This window comes from Streptomyces sp. NBC_01092, assembly GCF_045039535.1.
Classification (GTDB): Bacteria; Actinomycetota; Actinomycetes; order Streptomycetales; family Streptomycetaceae; genus Streptomyces.
Genome location: NZ_CP108659.1, coordinates 10,315,237 through 10,331,082, shown reverse-complemented (window position 1 = coordinate 10,331,082; position 15,846 = coordinate 10,315,237). Strand labels below are relative to the sequence as shown.

At 72.2% G+C, this 15,846-nt stretch carries 16 protein-coding genes and 2 pseudogenes; 8 read left to right on the top strand and 10 right to left on the bottom strand.

Annotated elements, in window-relative coordinates; all coding sequences use genetic code 11:
• Window positions 1-45: 45 nt before the first annotated feature.
• Both OG254_RS46000 and OG254_RS45995 read left to right on the top strand, forming a co-directional pair.
• Window positions 46-2,430 (top strand): SpoIIE family protein phosphatase, encoded by a 2,385-nt coding sequence (locus OG254_RS46000; protein ID WP_405593726.1) that lies wholly within the window; start codon window positions 46-48, stop codon window positions 2,428-2,430.
• Between the two features lie 47 nt (window positions 2,431-2,477).
• Window positions 2,478-3,164: a DUF4232 domain-containing protein gene (locus OG254_RS45995; RefSeq protein ID WP_405593725.1), complete on the top strand. Its 687-nt coding sequence runs from the start codon at window positions 2,478-2,480 to the stop codon at window positions 3,162-3,164.
• A 31-nt stretch (window positions 3,165-3,195) separates the two neighbouring features.
• Here OG254_RS45995 and OG254_RS45990 read toward each other — a convergent pair whose 3' ends face one another.
• Together OG254_RS45990 and OG254_RS45985 are read right to left on the bottom strand one after the other, a co-directional pair.
• Window positions 3,196-5,445 carry a ricin-type beta-trefoil lectin domain protein gene (locus OG254_RS45990; protein ID WP_405593723.1) on the bottom strand — a complete coding sequence of 750 codons (2,250 nt, stop codon included), beginning with the start codon at window positions 5,443-5,445 and terminating at the stop codon, window positions 3,196-3,198.
• A 328-nt stretch (window positions 5,446-5,773) separates the two neighbouring features.
• Window positions 5,774-6,715: a helix-turn-helix domain-containing protein gene (locus OG254_RS45985; protein ID WP_405593722.1), complete on the bottom strand. Its 942-nt coding sequence runs from the start codon at window positions 6,713-6,715 to the stop codon at window positions 5,774-5,776.
• Window positions 6,716-6,778: 63 nt separating this feature from the next.
• Here OG254_RS45985 and OG254_RS45980 point away from each other — a divergent pair, with 63 nt between their 5' ends.
• Window positions 6,779-7,600 (top strand): phytanoyl-CoA dioxygenase family protein, encoded by an 822-nt coding sequence (locus OG254_RS45980; RefSeq protein ID WP_405593721.1) that lies wholly within the window; start codon window positions 6,779-6,781, stop codon window positions 7,598-7,600.
• Between the two features lie 28 nt (window positions 7,601-7,628).
• On the opposite strand, the gene OG254_RS45975 is transcribed toward OG254_RS45980, so the two are convergent.
• The 3 genes from OG254_RS45975 to OG254_RS45965 form a co-directional block, all read right to left on the bottom strand.
• Window positions 7,629-8,597 carry an aldo/keto reductase gene (locus OG254_RS45975; protein ID WP_405593720.1) on the bottom strand — a complete coding sequence of 323 codons (969 nt, stop codon included), beginning with the start codon at window positions 8,595-8,597 and terminating at the stop codon, window positions 7,629-7,631.
• A gap of 97 nt (window positions 8,598-8,694) precedes the next feature.
• Entirely contained in the window at window positions 8,695-9,243 is a 549-nt protein-coding gene (locus tag OG254_RS45970; RefSeq protein ID WP_405593719.1) for a flavoprotein, read from the bottom strand.
• Between the two features lie 22 nt (window positions 9,244-9,265).
• Window positions 9,266-9,724 carry a DUF1348 family protein gene (locus tag OG254_RS45965; protein ID WP_405593718.1) on the bottom strand — a complete coding sequence of 153 codons (459 nt, stop codon included), beginning with the start codon at window positions 9,722-9,724 and terminating at the stop codon, window positions 9,266-9,268.
• A 118-nt stretch (window positions 9,725-9,842) separates the two neighbouring features.
• Here OG254_RS45965 and OG254_RS45960 point away from each other — a divergent pair, with 118 nt between their 5' ends.
• On the top strand, window positions 9,843-10,394 hold the full coding sequence (locus OG254_RS45960) for a TetR/AcrR family transcriptional regulator (protein WP_405593717.1): 552 nt from the start codon (window positions 9,843-9,845) through the stop codon (window positions 10,392-10,394).
• Window positions 10,395-10,836: 442 nt separating this feature from the next.
• Here the strand turns inward: OG254_RS45960 and OG254_RS45955 are convergent, their stop codons facing one another.
• Together OG254_RS45955 and OG254_RS45950 are read right to left on the bottom strand one after the other, a co-directional pair.
• Window positions 10,837-11,037 (bottom strand): ferredoxin, encoded by a 201-nt coding sequence (locus tag OG254_RS45955; RefSeq protein WP_147998679.1) that lies wholly within the window; start codon window positions 11,035-11,037, stop codon window positions 10,837-10,839.
• 42 nt (window positions 11,038-11,079) lie between these two features.
• Window positions 11,080-12,288, bottom strand: a complete 1,209-nt coding sequence (locus OG254_RS45950; RefSeq protein WP_405593716.1) for a cytochrome P450 — start codon at window positions 12,286-12,288, stop codon at window positions 11,080-11,082.
• Between the two features lie 318 nt (window positions 12,289-12,606).
• On the opposite strand from OG254_RS45950, the gene OG254_RS45945 reads away from it, so the two are divergent.
• Together OG254_RS45945 and OG254_RS45940 are read left to right on the top strand one after the other, a co-directional pair.
• Window positions 12,607-13,236: a LysE family transporter gene (locus OG254_RS45945; protein WP_405593715.1), complete on the top strand. Its 630-nt coding sequence runs from the start codon at window positions 12,607-12,609 to the stop codon at window positions 13,234-13,236.
• An 81-nt stretch (window positions 13,237-13,317) separates the two neighbouring features.
• A complete protein-coding gene (locus OG254_RS45940) occupies window positions 13,318-13,767 on the top strand; it encodes a nitroreductase family deazaflavin-dependent oxidoreductase (protein ID WP_405593714.1) in 450 nt (149 codons plus the stop codon).
• 64 nt (window positions 13,768-13,831) lie between these two features.
• On the opposite strand, the pseudogene OG254_RS45935 reads toward OG254_RS45940, so the two are convergent.
• Window positions 13,832-14,215 (bottom strand): annotated as a pseudogene (locus OG254_RS45935) (hypothetical protein); the annotation flags it as partial.
• 160 nt (window positions 14,216-14,375) lie between these two features.
• On the opposite strand from OG254_RS45935, the pseudogene OG254_RS45930 reads away from it, so the two are divergent.
• A pseudogene (locus OG254_RS45930) lies at window positions 14,376-14,495 on the top strand (glutathione S-transferase family protein); the annotation flags it as partial.
• A gap of 64 nt (window positions 14,496-14,559) precedes the next feature.
• Window positions 14,560-14,868, top strand: coding sequence for a DUF4235 domain-containing protein (locus OG254_RS45925; RefSeq protein WP_405593713.1), 309 nt, complete (start codon window positions 14,560-14,562; stop codon window positions 14,866-14,868).
• A 33-nt stretch (window positions 14,869-14,901) separates the two neighbouring features.
• Here the strand turns inward: OG254_RS45925 and OG254_RS45920 are convergent, their stop codons facing one another.
• Entirely contained in the window at window positions 14,902-15,294 is a 393-nt protein-coding gene (locus OG254_RS45920; protein ID WP_405593712.1) for a VOC family protein, read from the bottom strand.
• Window positions 15,295-15,374: 80 nt separating this feature from the next.
• Window positions 15,375-15,839, bottom strand: a complete 465-nt coding sequence (locus OG254_RS45915; RefSeq protein WP_405593711.1) for a pyridoxamine 5'-phosphate oxidase family protein — start codon at window positions 15,837-15,839, stop codon at window positions 15,375-15,377.
• Window positions 15,840-15,846 lie beyond the last annotated feature (7 nt).

Here is a 15,846-nt window from a genome sequence, read left to right as displayed (position 1 = left end):
ATGTCACGCTTGTTCACCGTGAGTGTGCGCGTTGGAGTGGCGAGCATGAGCCCGGATTACCCGTTCGACGAGGCCGCGACGGCCCGGGCGGTCATCGACGACAGCGGCGTGCTCGTCGAGTGGAACGCCGGCGCCGAGCGGCTGCTGGGGCATCCGGCGGCCGAGGTCGTGGGCCGCCCGGCCGCCAGTCTGCTGGTCGGCGAGGCCGACGGCGGGTCCCTCACCCCGGACGGCGACCGCTGGGACGGCGTCCTCACGCTGCGCCATCGCGACGGCGGCACGGTGTCCGTGTGGCTGCTCGCCCACCGCGTGCGACCCCAGGACGAGGGGCCCGAACACTGGCTCGTGGTCACGCCGATCGAGGGTGACGGCCCGCGTCCGCCCGGCGATCCGCTGGGGGAGGTCAGCCTACTGGCGTCCCCGTGCGCCATGGCGATCTACGACGAGCGGCTCCGGCTGTGCAGGATCAACTCCGTCATGGCCGAGGTCCTCAGCCTCTCCGAGGAGAACGTGCGCGGGCTGCGGGCGCCCGAGCTGACCGGCAGGCGCCAGAGCCAGGACATCGAGCGCCAGCTCCTTCGCGTGCTCACCACGGGCCGGGGCACCGACGTACGGACGTACGTCCCGGTCGGCGGGGACAGAACCCATGCCTGGCTGGCCCGGATGGCGCCGATCACCGACGCCAAGGGGCGGGTGCGCGGCGTCTCCGTCGCCGCGCACGACTTCACCGAGCAGTACCTGGCCCAGGAGCGGCTCCAGCTGGTGAACGAGGCCAGCGTCCGCATCGGTACCACCCTGGACGTCACCCGCACGGCGCAGGAACTGGCGGACATCTGTGTCCCCGCCCTGGCCGACTTCGTCAGCGTCGACCTGCTGGACCCTCCGGAGCACGGGGGCGAACCGCCCGCCGGCACGCTGTCCGCGCCGATCGGCCTGCGCCGGGCGGCCCACAGCTCCGTCAACCCGGGCAGCCCCGAGGCCGTGGTCAAGCCCGGACACCTGGACATGTATCCCGTCCCGTCGCCCCAGGCCGACGCGCTGCTGGCGGGCCACACCATCGTCGCCTCGACGTCGACCGGCGATCTCGAACAGTGGCTCTCCTGGGACCCCAAGCGCGCCGAGCGGATCAACACCTACGGCATCCACACCACCATGTCCGTGCCGATCCAGGCCCGGGGCACCACCCTCGGCGTCGCCGTGCTCACCCGGTTCAGGAACCGCCGGGCGTTCACGCCCGACGACGCGCTGCTGGCCGAGGAGGTCACGGCCCGCGCGGCCGTCTGTATCGACAACGCCCGCCGCTACTCGCGCGAGCGCGAGACCGCCCTCGCCCTTCAGCGCAGCCTGCTGCCCCGGTCCCTGCCGCGCACCGCCGCGCTCCAAGCGGCCTCCCGCTACCTCCCGGCGGCGCGCTCCGGGGTGGGCGGCGACTGGTTCGACGTGATCCCGCTGTCCGGGATGCGGGTGGCGATGGTCGTCGGGGACGTCGTCGGGCACGGCATCCAGGCGTCGGCCACCATGGGGCGGCTGCGCACCGCCGTGCGCACGCTGGCCGACATCGACCTCGCGCCCGACGAACTGCTCACGCACCTCGACGACCTGGTGGTGCGGCTGTCCGAGGAGGCGGGCATCGAGGCCGGGCCCGGCGAGGTCGGCGCCACCTGTCTGTACGCGGTGTACGACCCGGTCTCCCGGCGCTGCACCCTGGCCCGGGCCGGACACCCCTCGCCCGTCATGGTCCCGCCCGGCGGCGAGGCACGGGAGATCGAGCTGCCGGCCGGGCCGCCGCTGGGCCTGGGCGGGCTGCCGTTCGAGTCCGCCGAGATCGAACTGCGCGAGGGCACCGTGCTCGCCCTGTACACCGACGGCCTGATCGAGACCCGGGACCGCGACGTCGACGCCGGCCACGCGCTGTTGCGCGACGCGCTGTCGGCCCGGTCGGACTCGCTGGACGAGACCTGCGACGGTGTCCTGCACGCCCTGCTCCCGCCGGGCGGCGTCGCGGACGACGTGGCCCTGCTGCTGGCCCGCACCCAGGGGCTGCCCGCCTCGCGCGTGGCGACCTGGGACATCCCGGCGGACCCGGCGCTCGTCGCGCCCATCCGCAAGCAGGTCGTGGAGCAGCTGGCGGTCTGGAGCCTGAGCCAGGCGTCGTTCACCGCCGAGCTGGTGGTGAGCGAGCTGGTGACGAACGCCATCCGCTACGGCGCCCAACCCATCCGGCTCCGGCTGATCCACGACGCGGCGACGCTGATCTGCGAGGTGTCCGACACCAGCCACACGGCACCGCACCTGCGCCGCGCCAAGACCTTCGACGAGGGCGGCCGCGGGCTGCTGCTGGTGGCCCAGCTGACGCAGCGCTGGGGCAGCCGGCACACGGCGGACGGCAAGACCATCTGGGCGGAGATCGGGCTCCTCGACGAGGAGTAGGCGACCAGTGGGCGAGTAGTCGGCGCCAGAACGGGGAGTCGTGATTCATGGGACGTGCACGGGTATTGCCCTCGTTACACCGAGCGACTCCCCTCGTGAGCGCCGTCGCACTGCTGGGCCTGCTCATGGCGTGCGGCAGCGGCGGTGACTCCGCGGGCGCGGCACAGACCCCGGCCGGCACCGGCGCCAGTACGTCGGCACCGGCCACGACCGGCACCGGGAGCCCGCCGACCGGGCCGGCCTCCGACAAGCCGGGCACGACCGGACCGCCCTCTGCCGACACCACCGACCCCGCGACGCAGTCGGGCGATCCCGGCACGCGCTGCCACACCTCCGAGCTGCGCGCGTCGATCGGCCGTCCCAGTCCCGGCGCCGGGCAGCGGAACTTCCCGATCGTGCTGACCAATGCCGGCGACCGCACCTGCACCGTGCGCGGCTACCCCGGTGCCGCCTTCGTGGACGCCTCCGGCAAACAGCTCGGCCCGGACCCCAAGCGCTCCCCCGACACACCCACGACCGTCACGCTGACGCCGGGCCGGAGCGCATGGGCGGGGCTGACCTTCGCCAGCCCCGAGATCAGCGGTGCCCGTACGGCCCTGCCGCAGGCCCTGCTCGTGACGCCGCCCGACGAGCGGGATCCGCTGAAGGTGGCGTGGACGGCCGGTGAGGTGCCCGTGGCAGGGAACGCGTCGTCGGTGTTCCTGACGGTGGTCCAGCCGGGCACCGGGGGCTGATGCGGCAGGGCTTCGGCGGCCCGTCGTCGGCTCAGTGACGTCCGCCGCCGTGCCCGTAACCACCGCCGTAGCCTCCCCCGTACCCGCCGCCGGACCAGCCGTCGTCGCCGTCCCACGAGCAGTCGTACGGGTTGTCGTAGCAGTCGTCGGACGCGGACGGGCCGGTGGACGCCGGCTGCGAGGGCGACGGGGTCGCGGTCGGCGTCGGTGTGGTCGTCGGCTTCCTCGACGTCTGCGGAGTGGGCGTCGGAGTCGGGGCCGGCCTGGCCGTCTTCGGCGTGTCGGCCGTCGAGTCCCAGTTGACCACCGCGAGTTGGAGCTCCGCCGTCGACGTGTCGACGACCCAGTGCTGGGCGTCGCCCTCGTCCTCGCGGGTCTTGAGGACCAGGGCGCCCGAGCCGTCGGTGGCGGCGGGGCTGAGGGCCAGGTCCTGGTCGAAGCGCGGCACCAGGGTGCCCTGGAGGGTGAAGTCGTAGCGGATGTTGTTGGTGTCGGACTCGGGGATGCCCGTGCACGGGGCGAGCCGCACCGAGTAGCCGAGGTGGGAGTCGAGGCAGAGGCCCGGGTCGGCGCCGCTGCGGATCATTCCGTCGGTCTCGTACGCCCACTGCTGCCCCGGCTCCGAGGCGCACTTGGTGAGCTCGGTCTCCGCCCCCTCGACGGCCTTCCCGTCGACGATGCCGACGCACAGCCCCGAGTCGATGTTGTGCAGCTGGCCCCGCAGATCGCCCTTCGCCGCCTCGGCGGCGCCCGCCCAGGACGGGTTCCTGGTGGCGGAGCCCGTGCCGACGTCGGGCACCTCGGAGGGGCGGTCACCGGCCGTGGGGGCGGAGTCCTCGCCGGATCCGCCGACGGACCAGATGACCAGCGGCAGGACGACGAGGGCGCTCACGGTCGCGACGGCGGCGGTGAGGTTGCGGCGCCGGGCGGCGCGGCGGGCGACCTTGAGGGCCACGCGGCCGGTGCAGGTGCGGGCGGCGCCGGTATCCGTTCCGGTCGGTGTGCCGGCCTCGGTTCGGCGGGCTGCACGGCGTGACCTTCGGGTGCCTGACTCCGCGGGCGAGGCGGGAGTGTCGGCGGCGACGGAAGGCCGGCTCGCGGCGGTGGAGAAGGGCCGGCTCGCGGAAGCGGGGAAGGACTGGCTCGCAAAGGCGGCGAAGGGTTGGTTCGTGGGGGCGGACGCCTCTCCCACGGGAGCGAACACCTCGGCACCGGGGGCGAAGGACTCCGCCGGGCGGGCGAAGGACTCTCCCGCTTGGCCGAAGTTCTCGGCCGTCTGACCGAAGGCCTCGGCCGCGGGGGCGGGGCGCGGCGGAGCAGGGGCGTGGCGCGGCGGAGCGGGGGCGGCGACGTCGGCGAAGAAGGACTCGCCCGCGATCGCCGTCGCCGCGGCCGCTGCCGGTTTCGGAGCGGGCTGTGCCAGCGACTCGGCGTCGGCCGTGCCGTCGGCCAAGCTCGCTCTCGCCACCAGGTACTCTCTCGCGCCCCAGCCGAGCACCGCCTCGGCCAGCGCGACGCCGAGCCCGTCGTTGAAGAAGGTCAGCTGGTCGGCGGTGTCGCCGCAGTGCGCGCAGCGGTTCAAGTGGCCGCGCAGGTCGGGGTCGATGTCGACGCCGCCACGCCGGTAGGTCACGTCCAGCATCCGCAGGTACTGGCGGCATTCGTGCTCGGGGGCGAGCTCGCTGTGGACCTGGAGGCACTCGTCGCGCAACCGCTCGCAGGCGCGGTCGAGTTCGAGGCGGCCGGACTCCTCGTCGAGGCCCAGGAGTCCGGCGGGCACGGACAGCGGTTCGGCCTCTACCTCGGTGTGCCACAGCAGGCAGCGCGCCGACTGGGGAAGCCGCTGGAAGGCCCCGGACAGCAGCCTGCGGTTCGCCGGCGGCAGCAACCGTGCGGCGACGCGCTCCGCGCCCTGCGCCTCGGACCGCAGCTCGGGGTGGAGCAGCTCCCGTCTGCGGTCGGTGTCCCACTCCGCCGCGATACGGCGCACGGTGACGAGGAGTTGGGGGCGCCAGGCGGCCGTCGGGCCGGTCTGCCGCAGAGTCTCGCCGAAGAGCCGGGTGAACGCCGCCGTGGTGAGCATGCCCGCCGAGCGGGCGTCCGCGGTGCACAGCCGCGCGTAGGCGAAGCCCGCTTCCCAGTGCCGGTCGAGAAGTTCACCGACCGGGTGCAGCGCCGGTGACACCCCCGTCCACTTCTTGAGTTCGGCGCTCAGCTGAGCGTCCGTGACTTCAAAGATGCGGGCGTCGGTCGGGGAATTCGACAGGCCTGCGTCATGCACGGCGGCATTCCTCCGGAGGGCATGCGGCATAAAAGGTCCATACCAAGGGATAGGCTCCGGGCACGGCCCTTGTGAAGCGTGGGGCTTAAGGGAGCGAGGCACACCTTTGCACAGGTCAGGGGCAGAGAACAAGCGATTCCGGTCTTTGTGCACGGCGTGCGCGACGCTCACTATTTGACGAGTGGTCAATAGCGTGCCTCGATCATTACAAAATGCGCGGCGGAGCAATTTGGAAATGGTAATCACCCACCGTCCCCCGGGCCCGCGCGCAAACCATTGAACGACCGCTCTTCAACTTTCCTGCCTGGTCATACGTACGAGCGTGCCTTCACCGCGTCTTCACAAGTCGGGCGCCAACCATTGGACCACCCGACCGGTACGTACCCGGCGGCCGCCCGTACCGCTCCCGGAACACCCGGTTGAAGTGAGGGGGACTGGCGAATCCCGAGGCGGCCGCCACGCGCTCCACGGACAGGCCGGTGCTCTCCAGCAGCCGGGCGGCGTGTCGCAGACGTGCCTCGCGCAACACGCCCATCGGCGACTGGCCGAGTTGCCCGGTGAAGAGGTGGGCGAACCGGGAGGGCGAGAGCGCGACGTGCTCCGCGAGTGAGCGGACCGTGTGCGGGGCGGCCGGGTCGGCGTCGATCAGCGCCTGCGCCCGCCGCACCCGGGCGTCGACTCCGGGGCGGGGCGGCGCCGTCCGCGCGGTGCCTGCGGTGAGCAGGACGACCTCCTCCAGTGAGCACAGGGCGAGTTCGCGGGCCGCGGCGCCGTGGGCGACGGCGACCGGCTCCTCCCCCGCCGCGGGGGCGGGCGGCGCCTCCGTGCCCGTCCAGCGGGCGTCGGCGAGCATCCTGCGGAACGCCGCCTCGACCCGGCCGCGGACCGTGTCCGGCGTCGGCGTGACGACGTACAGACCCTCACCGGCGTCGTACGGGCGCAGCCAGGACCGCCAGGTCGGGCGGGCCTGGCAGTGCGCCCACCAGAACTCCCAGTGGGGCGCGCCCGGTTCGACGCCGTAGCCGTGCGCCGCGCCCGGCGCGAGCACCACCAGGTCCCCCGTCCGGGCCCGTGCCTCGGCGCGGCCGTGCCGCAGTCGGCCCCGGCCCCCGGTCGTCCAGGTGAACAGCCAGCTGTCCGCGCCGCGCGGCCGGTCGACCGCGTACCCGGGCGGCTGGTCGAAGTGCCCGACCACCACCAGGCCGGGCGGCGGGGAGGGAGCACCGGGCGTGGCAGCAGTCTCGGGCAATCCGTCAGCGCTCACGGTCATCCTCCTGAAGCGTGTGTCGGCCTAGCGTGGCAGGCCGAGGACACCTCATCGAGGAGTGGACGCATGACAGCCACGGACATCGGCGCCGCAGGCGCCCCCATCCTGCCCGAGGCCGGGCTGCGCCGGTTCCGGGAGGAGGGTTTCATCGTCGTACGCGGCCTGTTCGGGTACGACGAGATCGACCGGTTGTGCGAGCGGTTCGCGGCGCTGCACGCGGGCGGGCCGGTGCCCGGGCACTTCGAGCCCCGGCCGGCCGGCAATGATCCGCTGAGCGTGTATCCGCGGGTGATGCAACCGCACGAGATCGACGAAGGGGCGCTGCGGGTGCTGCTCGATCCCCGGCTGCGCGGTGTGCTGGAGGTGCTGCTCGGGGAGGAGGTGCTGGCGGCGCAGAGCATGTTCTACTTCAAGCCGCCGGGGGCCCGGGGGCAGGCGCTGCACCAGGACAACTTCTATCTGCGGGTCGAGCCGGGCACGTGTGTGGCGGCGTGGATCGCCTGCGAGGTGATCGACCGGGACAACGGCGGTCTCGAAGTCGTCCCCGGCACGCATGCCATGGACCTGTTCTGTCCGGAAACGGCGGACGCAGAGGTGTCCTTCGCGCGGGAGTACGTGGCGCCGCCGGCCGGCCTGGCGGCCGTCCCGGTCGACATGGAGCCGGGGGACGTCCTGTTCTTCAACGGAAGTCTGGTGCACGGGTCGCAGCCGAACCGTACGGAGGATCGCTTCCGGCGGTCGTTCATCGGTCACTACGTGGGGCGTTCGGCCGAGCGGATCGGCGCGTACTACCGGACGGTGTCGATGAGCGGTGAGGGTATGCCGTTGGCCGAGAGCGAGGGGGCGGGTCCGTGCGGCACCGAGTTCGCGCCGCACGGACCCCACTAGTGCGCCCCGCGCCCGTTCTCGGGGTGCTTCAGTGGCCGATGACCGGATGCGGTGCGTAGGGCTGCTGGAGCTCGTCCAACTCCTTCTCGCTCAGCTCCAGTTCGACCGCTGCCGCCGCGTCCTCGATGTGCTGCGGCTTGGCCGCGCCGATGATCGGGGCCGTCACGGGAGCCTGCTGCAGCAGCCAGGCGAGGGCGACCTGGGCGCGCGGGACTCCTCGTTCGTTCGCGACGCGGGTGACGGCCTCGACGACGACCCGGTCGCTGTCGACGTAGAGGCGGCTGCCGAAGTTGTCGTTGGCGCTGCGCTCGGTGACGGTGCCCCAGTCCCTGGTGAGCCGGCCGCGGGCCAGCGGGCTCCAGGGCAGCACGCCGACGCCCTGGTCCGCGCACAGCGGCAGCATCTCGCGCTCTTCCTCGCGGTAGACGAGGTTGTAGTGGTTCTGCATCGAGACGAACTTGGTCCAGCCGTGCCGCTCGGCCGTGTACTGCATCTTGGAGAACTGCCACGCGTACATCGAACTCGCCCCGATGTAGCGCACCTTGCCCGCCTTCACCAGGTCGTGCAGGGCCTCCATCGTCTCCTCGACCGGCGTGTTCGGGTCGAAGCGGTGGATCTGGTACAGGTCGACGTAGTCGGTGCCGAGGCGGGTGAGGCTGTGGTCGATCTCCGTCATGATGGCCTTGCGGGAGAGACCGGCGCCGTTGGGGCCGGGCCGCATCCGGCCGTTCAACTTGGTCGCCAGCACGATCTCGTCGCGGCTCGCGAAGTCGCGCAGCGCCTTGCCGACGATCTCCTCGCTGGTGCCGTCGGAGTACACGTTGGCGGTGTCGAAGAAGTTGATCCCGGCGTCCAGCGCCTGCCGGATCAACGGCCGTGACGCCTCCTCGTCGAGGGTCCACTCGTGCGCGCCGCGGTCGGGGAGCCCGTAGGTCATGCAACCCAGACAGATCCGCGACACGTCCAGGCCCGTCGAACCGAGCTTCACGTACTGCATCGTTGCTGCTCCTGCCTTCCGGGTGGGGTTCCTGGGGAGCGTACGTGGTCGTGTGCACTCCGGGCCGGTCCCGTCCACGGCGCAGCACCGGTTCTCGTCATCCGACGGGACCTCGGCCGCGCTCCAGCAGGTCCAGCGCCCTGTCCCACCTGAACTCCGGCCGCCGGCCGTCCTCCCCCACCTCGCCGGTGTACGGCTCGCCGAAGCGCACGCCCATCCCGCGCAGCCGTATCAGGCTGGCGCCGTAGGCGGGATGGGCGGCGAGGGCGTCAGCCACGCAGGGCAGGACGGCGATCGGGACACCGAGGCCGTATGCCTCGCACAGGGTGCCCAGGGCGAGGGTGTCGGAGATACCGGCGGCCCACTTGTTGATGGTGTTGAAGGTGGCCGGTGCGACGACGACGGCGTCCGGCGGCGGGAAGGGCCGGGGATCGGCGGGAGTACGCCACGCCGAGCGGATCGGGCGGCCCGTCAGGGCCTCCACGGCGGCGGTGTCGAAGAAGCCGTTCATGGCGACCGGGGTCGCGATGACCCCGACCTCCCAGTCCCGCTCCTGCGCGGCGCCGATCAGTTTGCTGACGTCCACGGCGATCCCGGCGGCGCAGACGACGACGTAGAGGAAGGGTTTCCGGGCCTGTTCGGTCACCCGGGAACCCTACTCAACGGGCCTAGCGCACCGGGAAGGTCAGCCCGCGCTCGTTCTCCGGTCGCGGACCGAAGAGGCGGCGGTCTTTCTCCTCGATCGGCACGTCGTTGATGCTCGCCTCCCGACGGGTCATCAGCCCGTGCTCGTCGAAGTCCCACAGCTCGTTGCCGTACGACCGCCACCACCGGCCGGCGGCGTCCTGGCACTCGTACTGGAAGCGGACGGCGATGCGGTTGCCGTCGAAGGCCCACAGGTCCTTGCGCAGCGCGTACTCCCGCTCGCGCGCCCACTTCGCGGTGAGGAGCTCGACGATCTCGGCGCGCCCGGTGACGAAGGTGTCGCGGTTGCGCCACACCGAGTCCTCGGAGTAGGCGAGCGACACCTTGTGCGGGTCGCGGGTGTTCCAGGCGTCCTCGGCGGCCTGCACCTTCTGCGCGGCGGTCTCTCGGGTGAACGGGGGCAGGGGCGGTCGGTCGGACATGTGATCCTCCGGGCGTATCGGCGGCGAGAGCGGTCGGAAAACGATGGGAGAACGGTCGTTCTCCACATGACTGCTACCGTAGGAGAACGCACGTTCTCACGTCAAGGAGAGGTCGCCCATGGACACCGCAACCGCCCGGGAGCAGGCACTGGACGCCGCGGAGATGCTGTTCTACGGACGCGGTATCCAGTCCGTCGGCATGGACGACATCCGGGGCGCGTCCGGGGTCTCGCTCAAGCGGCTCTACCAGCTCTTCCCGGCGAAGGAGCAGCTGGTCGAGGCGTATCTGGAACGGCGCGACGTGCGCTGGCGCGGTGGGCTCGCCGCATACGTGGAACGGCGGAGCGACCCCGAGGAGCGGATCATCGCCGTCTTCGACTGGCTGGAGGAGTGGTTCGCCGAGGACGACTTCCGGGGCTGCGCCTGGATCAACTCCTACGGCGAGCTGGGCGCGCGGTCGCAGCGGGTGGCGGACCAGGTCCGGACGCACAAGCGGGCGTTCCGCGCCTACCTCGCCTCGCTGGTGACCGAGGCCGGGCTCCCCGAGGCCCTGACCGGACCGCTGTACCTGCTGGCCGAGGGCGCCATGGTCACGGCGGGGATAACGGGCGACACGCGACCGGCGACCGAGGCACGGGAGGCGGCACGGGCACTGCTGGCGGCACGCTGAAACGGCGCGGGTGCTGCTCCGCGGGCGGGCCTGGGCGATGGCCGGCATCTGTGCCGCGGGCGGTCTCTGCACTGCGGGGGCGCCACGGGCGGCGGGCCCGCAACGAGGTGCGGCCCTGGCCGCCGAGGCTCGGGAGACGGCGCGGGTGCGGCTGGCGGCACGCCGAGACAGCGCGGTCTCTGCTCCACGGGCGGGTCTGCGCCAAGCGCCGTCTCTGCACCGCGGGCAGCGGGCCCGCATAGGGGTGAAGGCCCGGCGGCCAAGGCACGGGAGGCGGCACGGGCACTGCTGGCGGCACGCTGAGACGGCGGTCGCTGCTCCGCGGGCGGGGCTGCGCGACGGCCGGCATCTGCCCCTCAGGCGGTATCCGTGCCGCGGGTGGCGGGCCCGCATCGGGTGCGGGCCCGCTCACTGCCACTGGTGACGTGCGAGGTGGTGGCCGTCAGCTCCCCTCGTCCGACACGGTGATGGCGCTGACCGGGCAAGCCCGGGCGGCCTCCCGCACCATCGGGTCGCCGCCGCCGTCCTCCCGGCCGGGCAGCAGGGCGCTGAAGCCGTCGTCGTCCTGGGTGAAGACGGACGGGGCGGCCAGGGCGCACTGGCCGGCGCCGATACAGAGGTCGTGGTCGATGTCGATGTGGATATGGCCTGATTCGTGCGTTTCGTTGTGCATGACCGGAGCCTCTTACCAGGTCACGGGGAGTTCCAGCATCCCCTGGATCGTGTCGCCGGGTTTGAAGGGGATTTCCTCCGCCGGGACGGCCAGCCGCAGGGTCGGCAGGCGGTCGAAGAGGGTGCGCAGGGCGATCTCCATCTCGGCGCGGGCCAGGTTCTGGCCGAGGCACTGGTGGATGCCGAACCCGAAGGCGACGTGGTGGCGGGCCGGGCGGTGCCAGTCCATGGCATCGGGGTCGGGGTAGACGGACTCGTCGCGGTTGATGACCGACGTCGAGAAGACCACGCCGTCACCCGTCCGAATCGTCTCGCCGCCCGCCTCGATGTCCTCGGCGGCGACCCGCAGCAGCCCGTCGGCGATCGACAGCATCCGCATGAGCTCCTCGACCGCGGTGGGCAGCAGCCCGGGGTCGGCGCGCAGCTCGGCCAGCCGCTCGGGGTGTTGGAGCAGCGCGAAGGTGCCCAGGGAGATCATGTTGGCGGTCGTCTCGTGGCCGGCGACCAGCAGGATGGTCGCGAGGGCGATGAGCTCCTCGTGGTCCAGGTCGCCGTCGCGCAGCTGCTGGTGGACGAGTTCGTCCAGCACACCGTCACCGGGCTCCCGCTGTTTCTGCTTCCGCTCGATCAGCTCGGCGAAGTACGCCTCCAGCCGGTCACGGGCGTCCCTGGTCTCGGCGGCCGTAGGGCCGCGCAGCAGGCGTCGTGACTGCCCCTCGAAGAAGTCGTGGTCGGCGTAGGGCACGCCCAGCAGAGCGCAGATGACCATCGAGGGCACAGGCAGCGCGAAGGCGCTCACCAGGTCGGCGGGTGCTCCCTGGGCGATCTTCGCGTCGAGTCGTTCGTCCACGATCCGCTGGATCTCCGGGCGCAGCTCGACGGCGCGCCGGAGCGTGAAGCTCGGGACCATCATCCGTCGCTGGACCCGGTGTTCGGGGTCGTCGACACCCAGCAGCGCGGACTTGCGGTCGCGGACCGCCGCGAACCGCTCCGTGGGCGCGGGGAAGCCGGGCCGCATGCGATCGGAGGACAGCCGCGAGTCGGCGAGCAGCGTGCGGGCGAGGGCGTGTCCGGTGACCAGCCAGGCCGGGCGTCCGTCGTAGAGGATGATGCGGGTCAGTGGGCGCGTGTCGCGCAGCGGGTCGTAGGCCGTGGGCGGGTGGTAGGGGCAGGTGCGGTTCTGGGGGAAGGCGACGGTGTGCGGTTCCGTCATGTCCGTCATGGAAGACCTCGCAGCCGAAGAGTGCGTCGTGCCGATCTTCATTAGATGCCTGGGGCATCTAGCTGACGACGCCAAGTTCGGCCAGATCAGGCGCGCGGGCAATCTGGCCGGGGATCGTCGCACAGAGCTTCGGCGGGGCCGACGCCCGACCGGTGATCCGCGGCCCTGCCGCGAAACTCGCTTGTCGGGGAGCCCTCGCCACCCGCAGAATCCGGCCATGCCTACGACCCTCGCCTTCCTGCCGCCGACCGTCGCCGCTCGTCCGGTGCGGTTCCAGCAGCAGCCCGGCCGACCCCGGAGGCCCTCGCTTCCCACGTCATGACGGCCGCGCTCGTCGCGGGGCTGCTCGCGGGCTACGGCATCGCCGTCCCCGTAGGCGCGGTCGCGACGTATCTCGTCTCCCTCACCGCCCGTACGTCCCTGCGGACCGGGGTCTGTGCCGCGCTCGGCGTCGCGACGGCCGACGGGCTCTACGCCCTCGCGGCCACCCTCGGCGGCTCCGCCCTGGCCGCGGCGCTGCGTCCGGTGCTGGGGCCGTTGCGCTGGGCCTGCGCCCTGGTGCTGACGGTCCTCGCGGTACGGGGCGCTGTGACCGCCGTCCGGCACTACCGCGGCCACCGCCTCACCACCCGCTCCGCTCCCCCACCCCCTCCCCCGAGCCCGACGCGCGCCTACCTGGCGCTGCTCGGCATCACCCTCCTCAACCCGGCCACCGTCATCTACTTCGCGGCCCTGGTCCTCGGCACCCGCACCACGCAAGCCGTATCGCCCCTGGAACAGGGCGTGTTCGTCCTCGCCGCATTCGCCGCGTCGGCGAGCTGGCAGCTGCTGCTCGCCGGGGGTGGAACGCTGCTGGGGCGGGTGCTGACGGGGTTTCGGGGACGGTTGGTGACGGCGCTGGTGTCGAGCGGCGTGATCCTGGCGCTGGCCGTGAGAATGCTGGTGTAGCACCGGCAGGATGAATCCCGCACCGGCCGGTGTTGAGGAATGTTGCAGTCAGCACCAGGACACGACGATGGGACCGATGTCATGCCTCTTGAGGGCGAGTACGAGCCCAGCCCGACCGATTGGGTGCGCAAGCAGGTCGAGTTGTACGAGAGCTCCGGCGGCACCCAGGGCACGACCCTGATGGACACGGGGATGCCCGTGATCCTGCTCACCACACGGGGTGCCCAGAGCGGCAAGATCCGCAAGACGCCCTTGATGCGCGTGGAGCACGGGGGCCGCTACGCCGTCGTGGCTTCGCTGGGCGGGGCGCCCAAGCACCCGGTCTGGTACCACAACGTCAAGGCCGATCCCCATGTGGAGCTCAGGGACGGGCCGGACCTGCGGGACATGAGGGCCCGCGAGGTCACCGGCGCGGAGAAGGACGAGTGGTGGGAGCGGGCCGTCGAGGCGTATCCGCCGTACGCGGACTACCAGACGAAGACGGACCGGATGATCCCGGTGTTCGTGCTGGAACCCCTCGACGAGGGCTGATCCGGGCTCCGAAAGAATTTTCCCACCGGTACGCATGAACCGGCATCGGCCGGGCACACGTGCGTCAGGCCCCGCCGCGCTCCCCCGTCGCGGCGGGGCTTCCCTGCGCCTCGTGGGCCGAGCGTTCGGCACGTCGAGGAAGACCTGGTCCGCCTCGGCCACCGCGAGGCCGATCGACCGTTTGATGCGCACGGCCACCTCCTCGACCTGTTCGCTGTCGAGGCCGGGCACCAGGTCGACGCGGGCCGCCGGCAGCGCACGGATCCGGGCGTCGGCCTCGGGGTCGGCGGCCTCCCCGATCAGCCGGTCGCGGGCGTCGCGGCCCAGCCGGTGGGCGACGTAGCCGAGCAGCGCGCCGATCGCGAGCGAGGCGGACGCCTCCCACACGACCTGCCCGGTGATCATGCAGGGCCATGCCCATGAAGGCGAGGGTCACGCCGATCACCGCGCCACGGCGATGACGAGGTTCGCGGCGAGAGCCACCCAGGACGGTGACACGGGTCCTGCGGTCCGTCTTCGGTGCCTCGGTCGTCCTGCTCATCTCTCGCCGACTCCCCAGATGGATCGGCTTCACACGGTGCCGTCGACGGAAATCGGGGGACTCGGGGAACCGGACGCTGGTGGCCCGGCGGCTGCTCGGGCTGGAGGACGCCCTGTCGCCGGCGATCGCCGACCCCCTCCAGGACGACCGCAGCCGGCGCTTCACGGTGGACCCCGGCGACCGCGACCATGGTGGGTGAGCGGGCTCCGCCGCGCGGGCGGCCCGGACGGACGAAGGAGGCGCAGGCGCGCATGGCGAAGAAGAACAAGCAGAGGAAGCTGAAACTCCCCCTCGCCTACAAGCCCATGGGGTTCGCCCTCGGCTGGGCGAGCGGGGCGCTGGCCGGGATCGCCTTCCGCAAAACCTGGATGGCGCTCCGGCACGAGGAGGACGCCCCCGACGCGCTGGACCGCGAGCGCGGCTGGGGCGAGATCCTGCTCGCCGCCGCGGTCCAGGGCGCCCTCTTCGCGGTGGCCCGAAGCGTGGCGGACCGCACGGGAGCGAAGGCGATCGAACGCTCGACGGGAGTGTGGCCGGTCACCGACGGCGGGCGGGACTGAGACCCACCCCGACCCGCCCTACCGGCTACTGGCTCACCGCTGCTTAGGTGCCGTAGCCGCCACGCGGCGCAGGGTGAAGGAGTGGCCGGACGGGTCGGCGTAGCCGCGCTCCTCGTGTGCGCCCCGTGCGTCCTTCGCCTCGATGGGGCGGCCGCCGAGTCCGACGATCCGGCGCTCCGCCTCGTCCAGGTCCTCCACCACGAAGTCCAGGTGGGCCTGGAGGGAGTTCTCGGGGCGTGGCCAGCTCGGCGGGATCGCGTTCGTGTCGCGGCGGAACGCGAGCCGGGTGCCGTCGGCGCCCCTGATCTCGACGCGGTTGGCGGTCACGTCCGTCTGCTCGCCTTGCAGCAGTTCGGTATAGAACACGGCGAGCTTCTCGGGCTCGGCGCAGTCGAGCACCACGAAGCCCGCTTTCACCAGTGGCATGCTTCCTCCGCAGGGGTCCTGGGCGCGGGACGGTCGTGTCCCGCCGCCCTCTCCCCCACGGGTCTCCCGGTCGGGCCGTTTCAGTCCGCCACCAGCCACTTCCCGTCCCTCATCAGATCCCGCCCGTCCAGTTCATCGGCCTCCCGCCAGGCCTGCACCCGGCTGGGCAGGACACGGAAGTACAGGTAGGGCGTGCGGAGTTGACGCGGGTCGAAACCCGTCCTGGCCGCGAAGCGGTCGCCTTCCTCCCCGGACAGCTCGGCCCGCGTGATCGTCTCGACCGTGCCCTCGATCATCACGACGTCACGGGTCGGACCGATACCGAGGCGCGTCCTGCCGGTCGCCCTCAGGTTGCGGCCCGTCGGGCTCGCGGCCGGAGTCGCCAGGAGCAGGGTCGAGCCGTCCCAGAGGAAGGAGAGCGGCACGAGATACGGCATTCCCCCATCGGCGTCGGCGGTGGCGACCCACACGTCCTCGTCGTGCTCCAGACGGTGCAGGGTGTCCCGCTTGCGCTGCTCGGCGGAACGTGCGGGTGGCTGGGTCATCGGCGAA

Excerpts from the sequence above, each read along its gene's own strand:
- OG254_RS46000 (WP_405593726.1), top strand. The coding sequence starts at position 46 with ATGAGCCCGGATTACCCGTTCGACGAGGCCGCGACGGCCCGGGCGGTC.
- OG254_RS45995 (WP_405593725.1), top strand. The coding sequence starts at position 2,478 with ATGGGACGTGCACGGGTATTGCCCTCGTTACACCGAGCGACTCCCCTC.
- OG254_RS45985 (WP_405593722.1), bottom strand. The coding sequence starts at position 6,715 with ATGACCGTGAGCGCTGACGGATTGCCCGAGACTGCTGCCACGCCCGGT.
- OG254_RS45980 (WP_405593721.1), top strand. The coding sequence starts at position 6,779 with ATGACAGCCACGGACATCGGCGCCGCAGGCGCCCCCATCCTGCCCGAG.
- OG254_RS45975 (WP_405593720.1), bottom strand. The coding sequence starts at position 8,597 with ATGCAGTACGTGAAGCTCGGTTCGACGGGCCTGGACGTGTCGCGGATC.
- OG254_RS45965 (WP_405593718.1), bottom strand. The coding sequence starts at position 9,724 with ATGTCCGACCGACCGCCCCTGCCCCCGTTCACCCGAGAGACCGCCGCG.
- OG254_RS45960 (WP_405593717.1), top strand. The coding sequence starts at position 9,843 with ATGGACACCGCAACCGCCCGGGAGCAGGCACTGGACGCCGCGGAGATG.
- OG254_RS45950 (WP_405593716.1), bottom strand. The coding sequence starts at position 12,288 with ATGACGGACATGACGGAACCGCACACCGTCGCCTTCCCCCAGAACCGC.
- OG254_RS45945 (WP_405593715.1), top strand. The coding sequence starts at position 12,607 with ATGACGGCCGCGCTCGTCGCGGGGCTGCTCGCGGGCTACGGCATCGCC.
- OG254_RS45940 (WP_405593714.1), top strand. The coding sequence starts at position 13,318 with ATGCCTCTTGAGGGCGAGTACGAGCCCAGCCCGACCGATTGGGTGCGC.
- OG254_RS45925 (WP_405593713.1), top strand. The coding sequence starts at position 14,560 with ATGGCGAAGAAGAACAAGCAGAGGAAGCTGAAACTCCCCCTCGCCTAC.
- OG254_RS45920 (WP_405593712.1), bottom strand. The coding sequence starts at position 15,294 with ATGCCACTGGTGAAAGCGGGCTTCGTGGTGCTCGACTGCGCCGAGCCC.
- OG254_RS45915 (WP_405593711.1), bottom strand. The coding sequence starts at position 15,839 with ATGACCCAGCCACCCGCACGTTCCGCCGAGCAGCGCAAGCGGGACACC.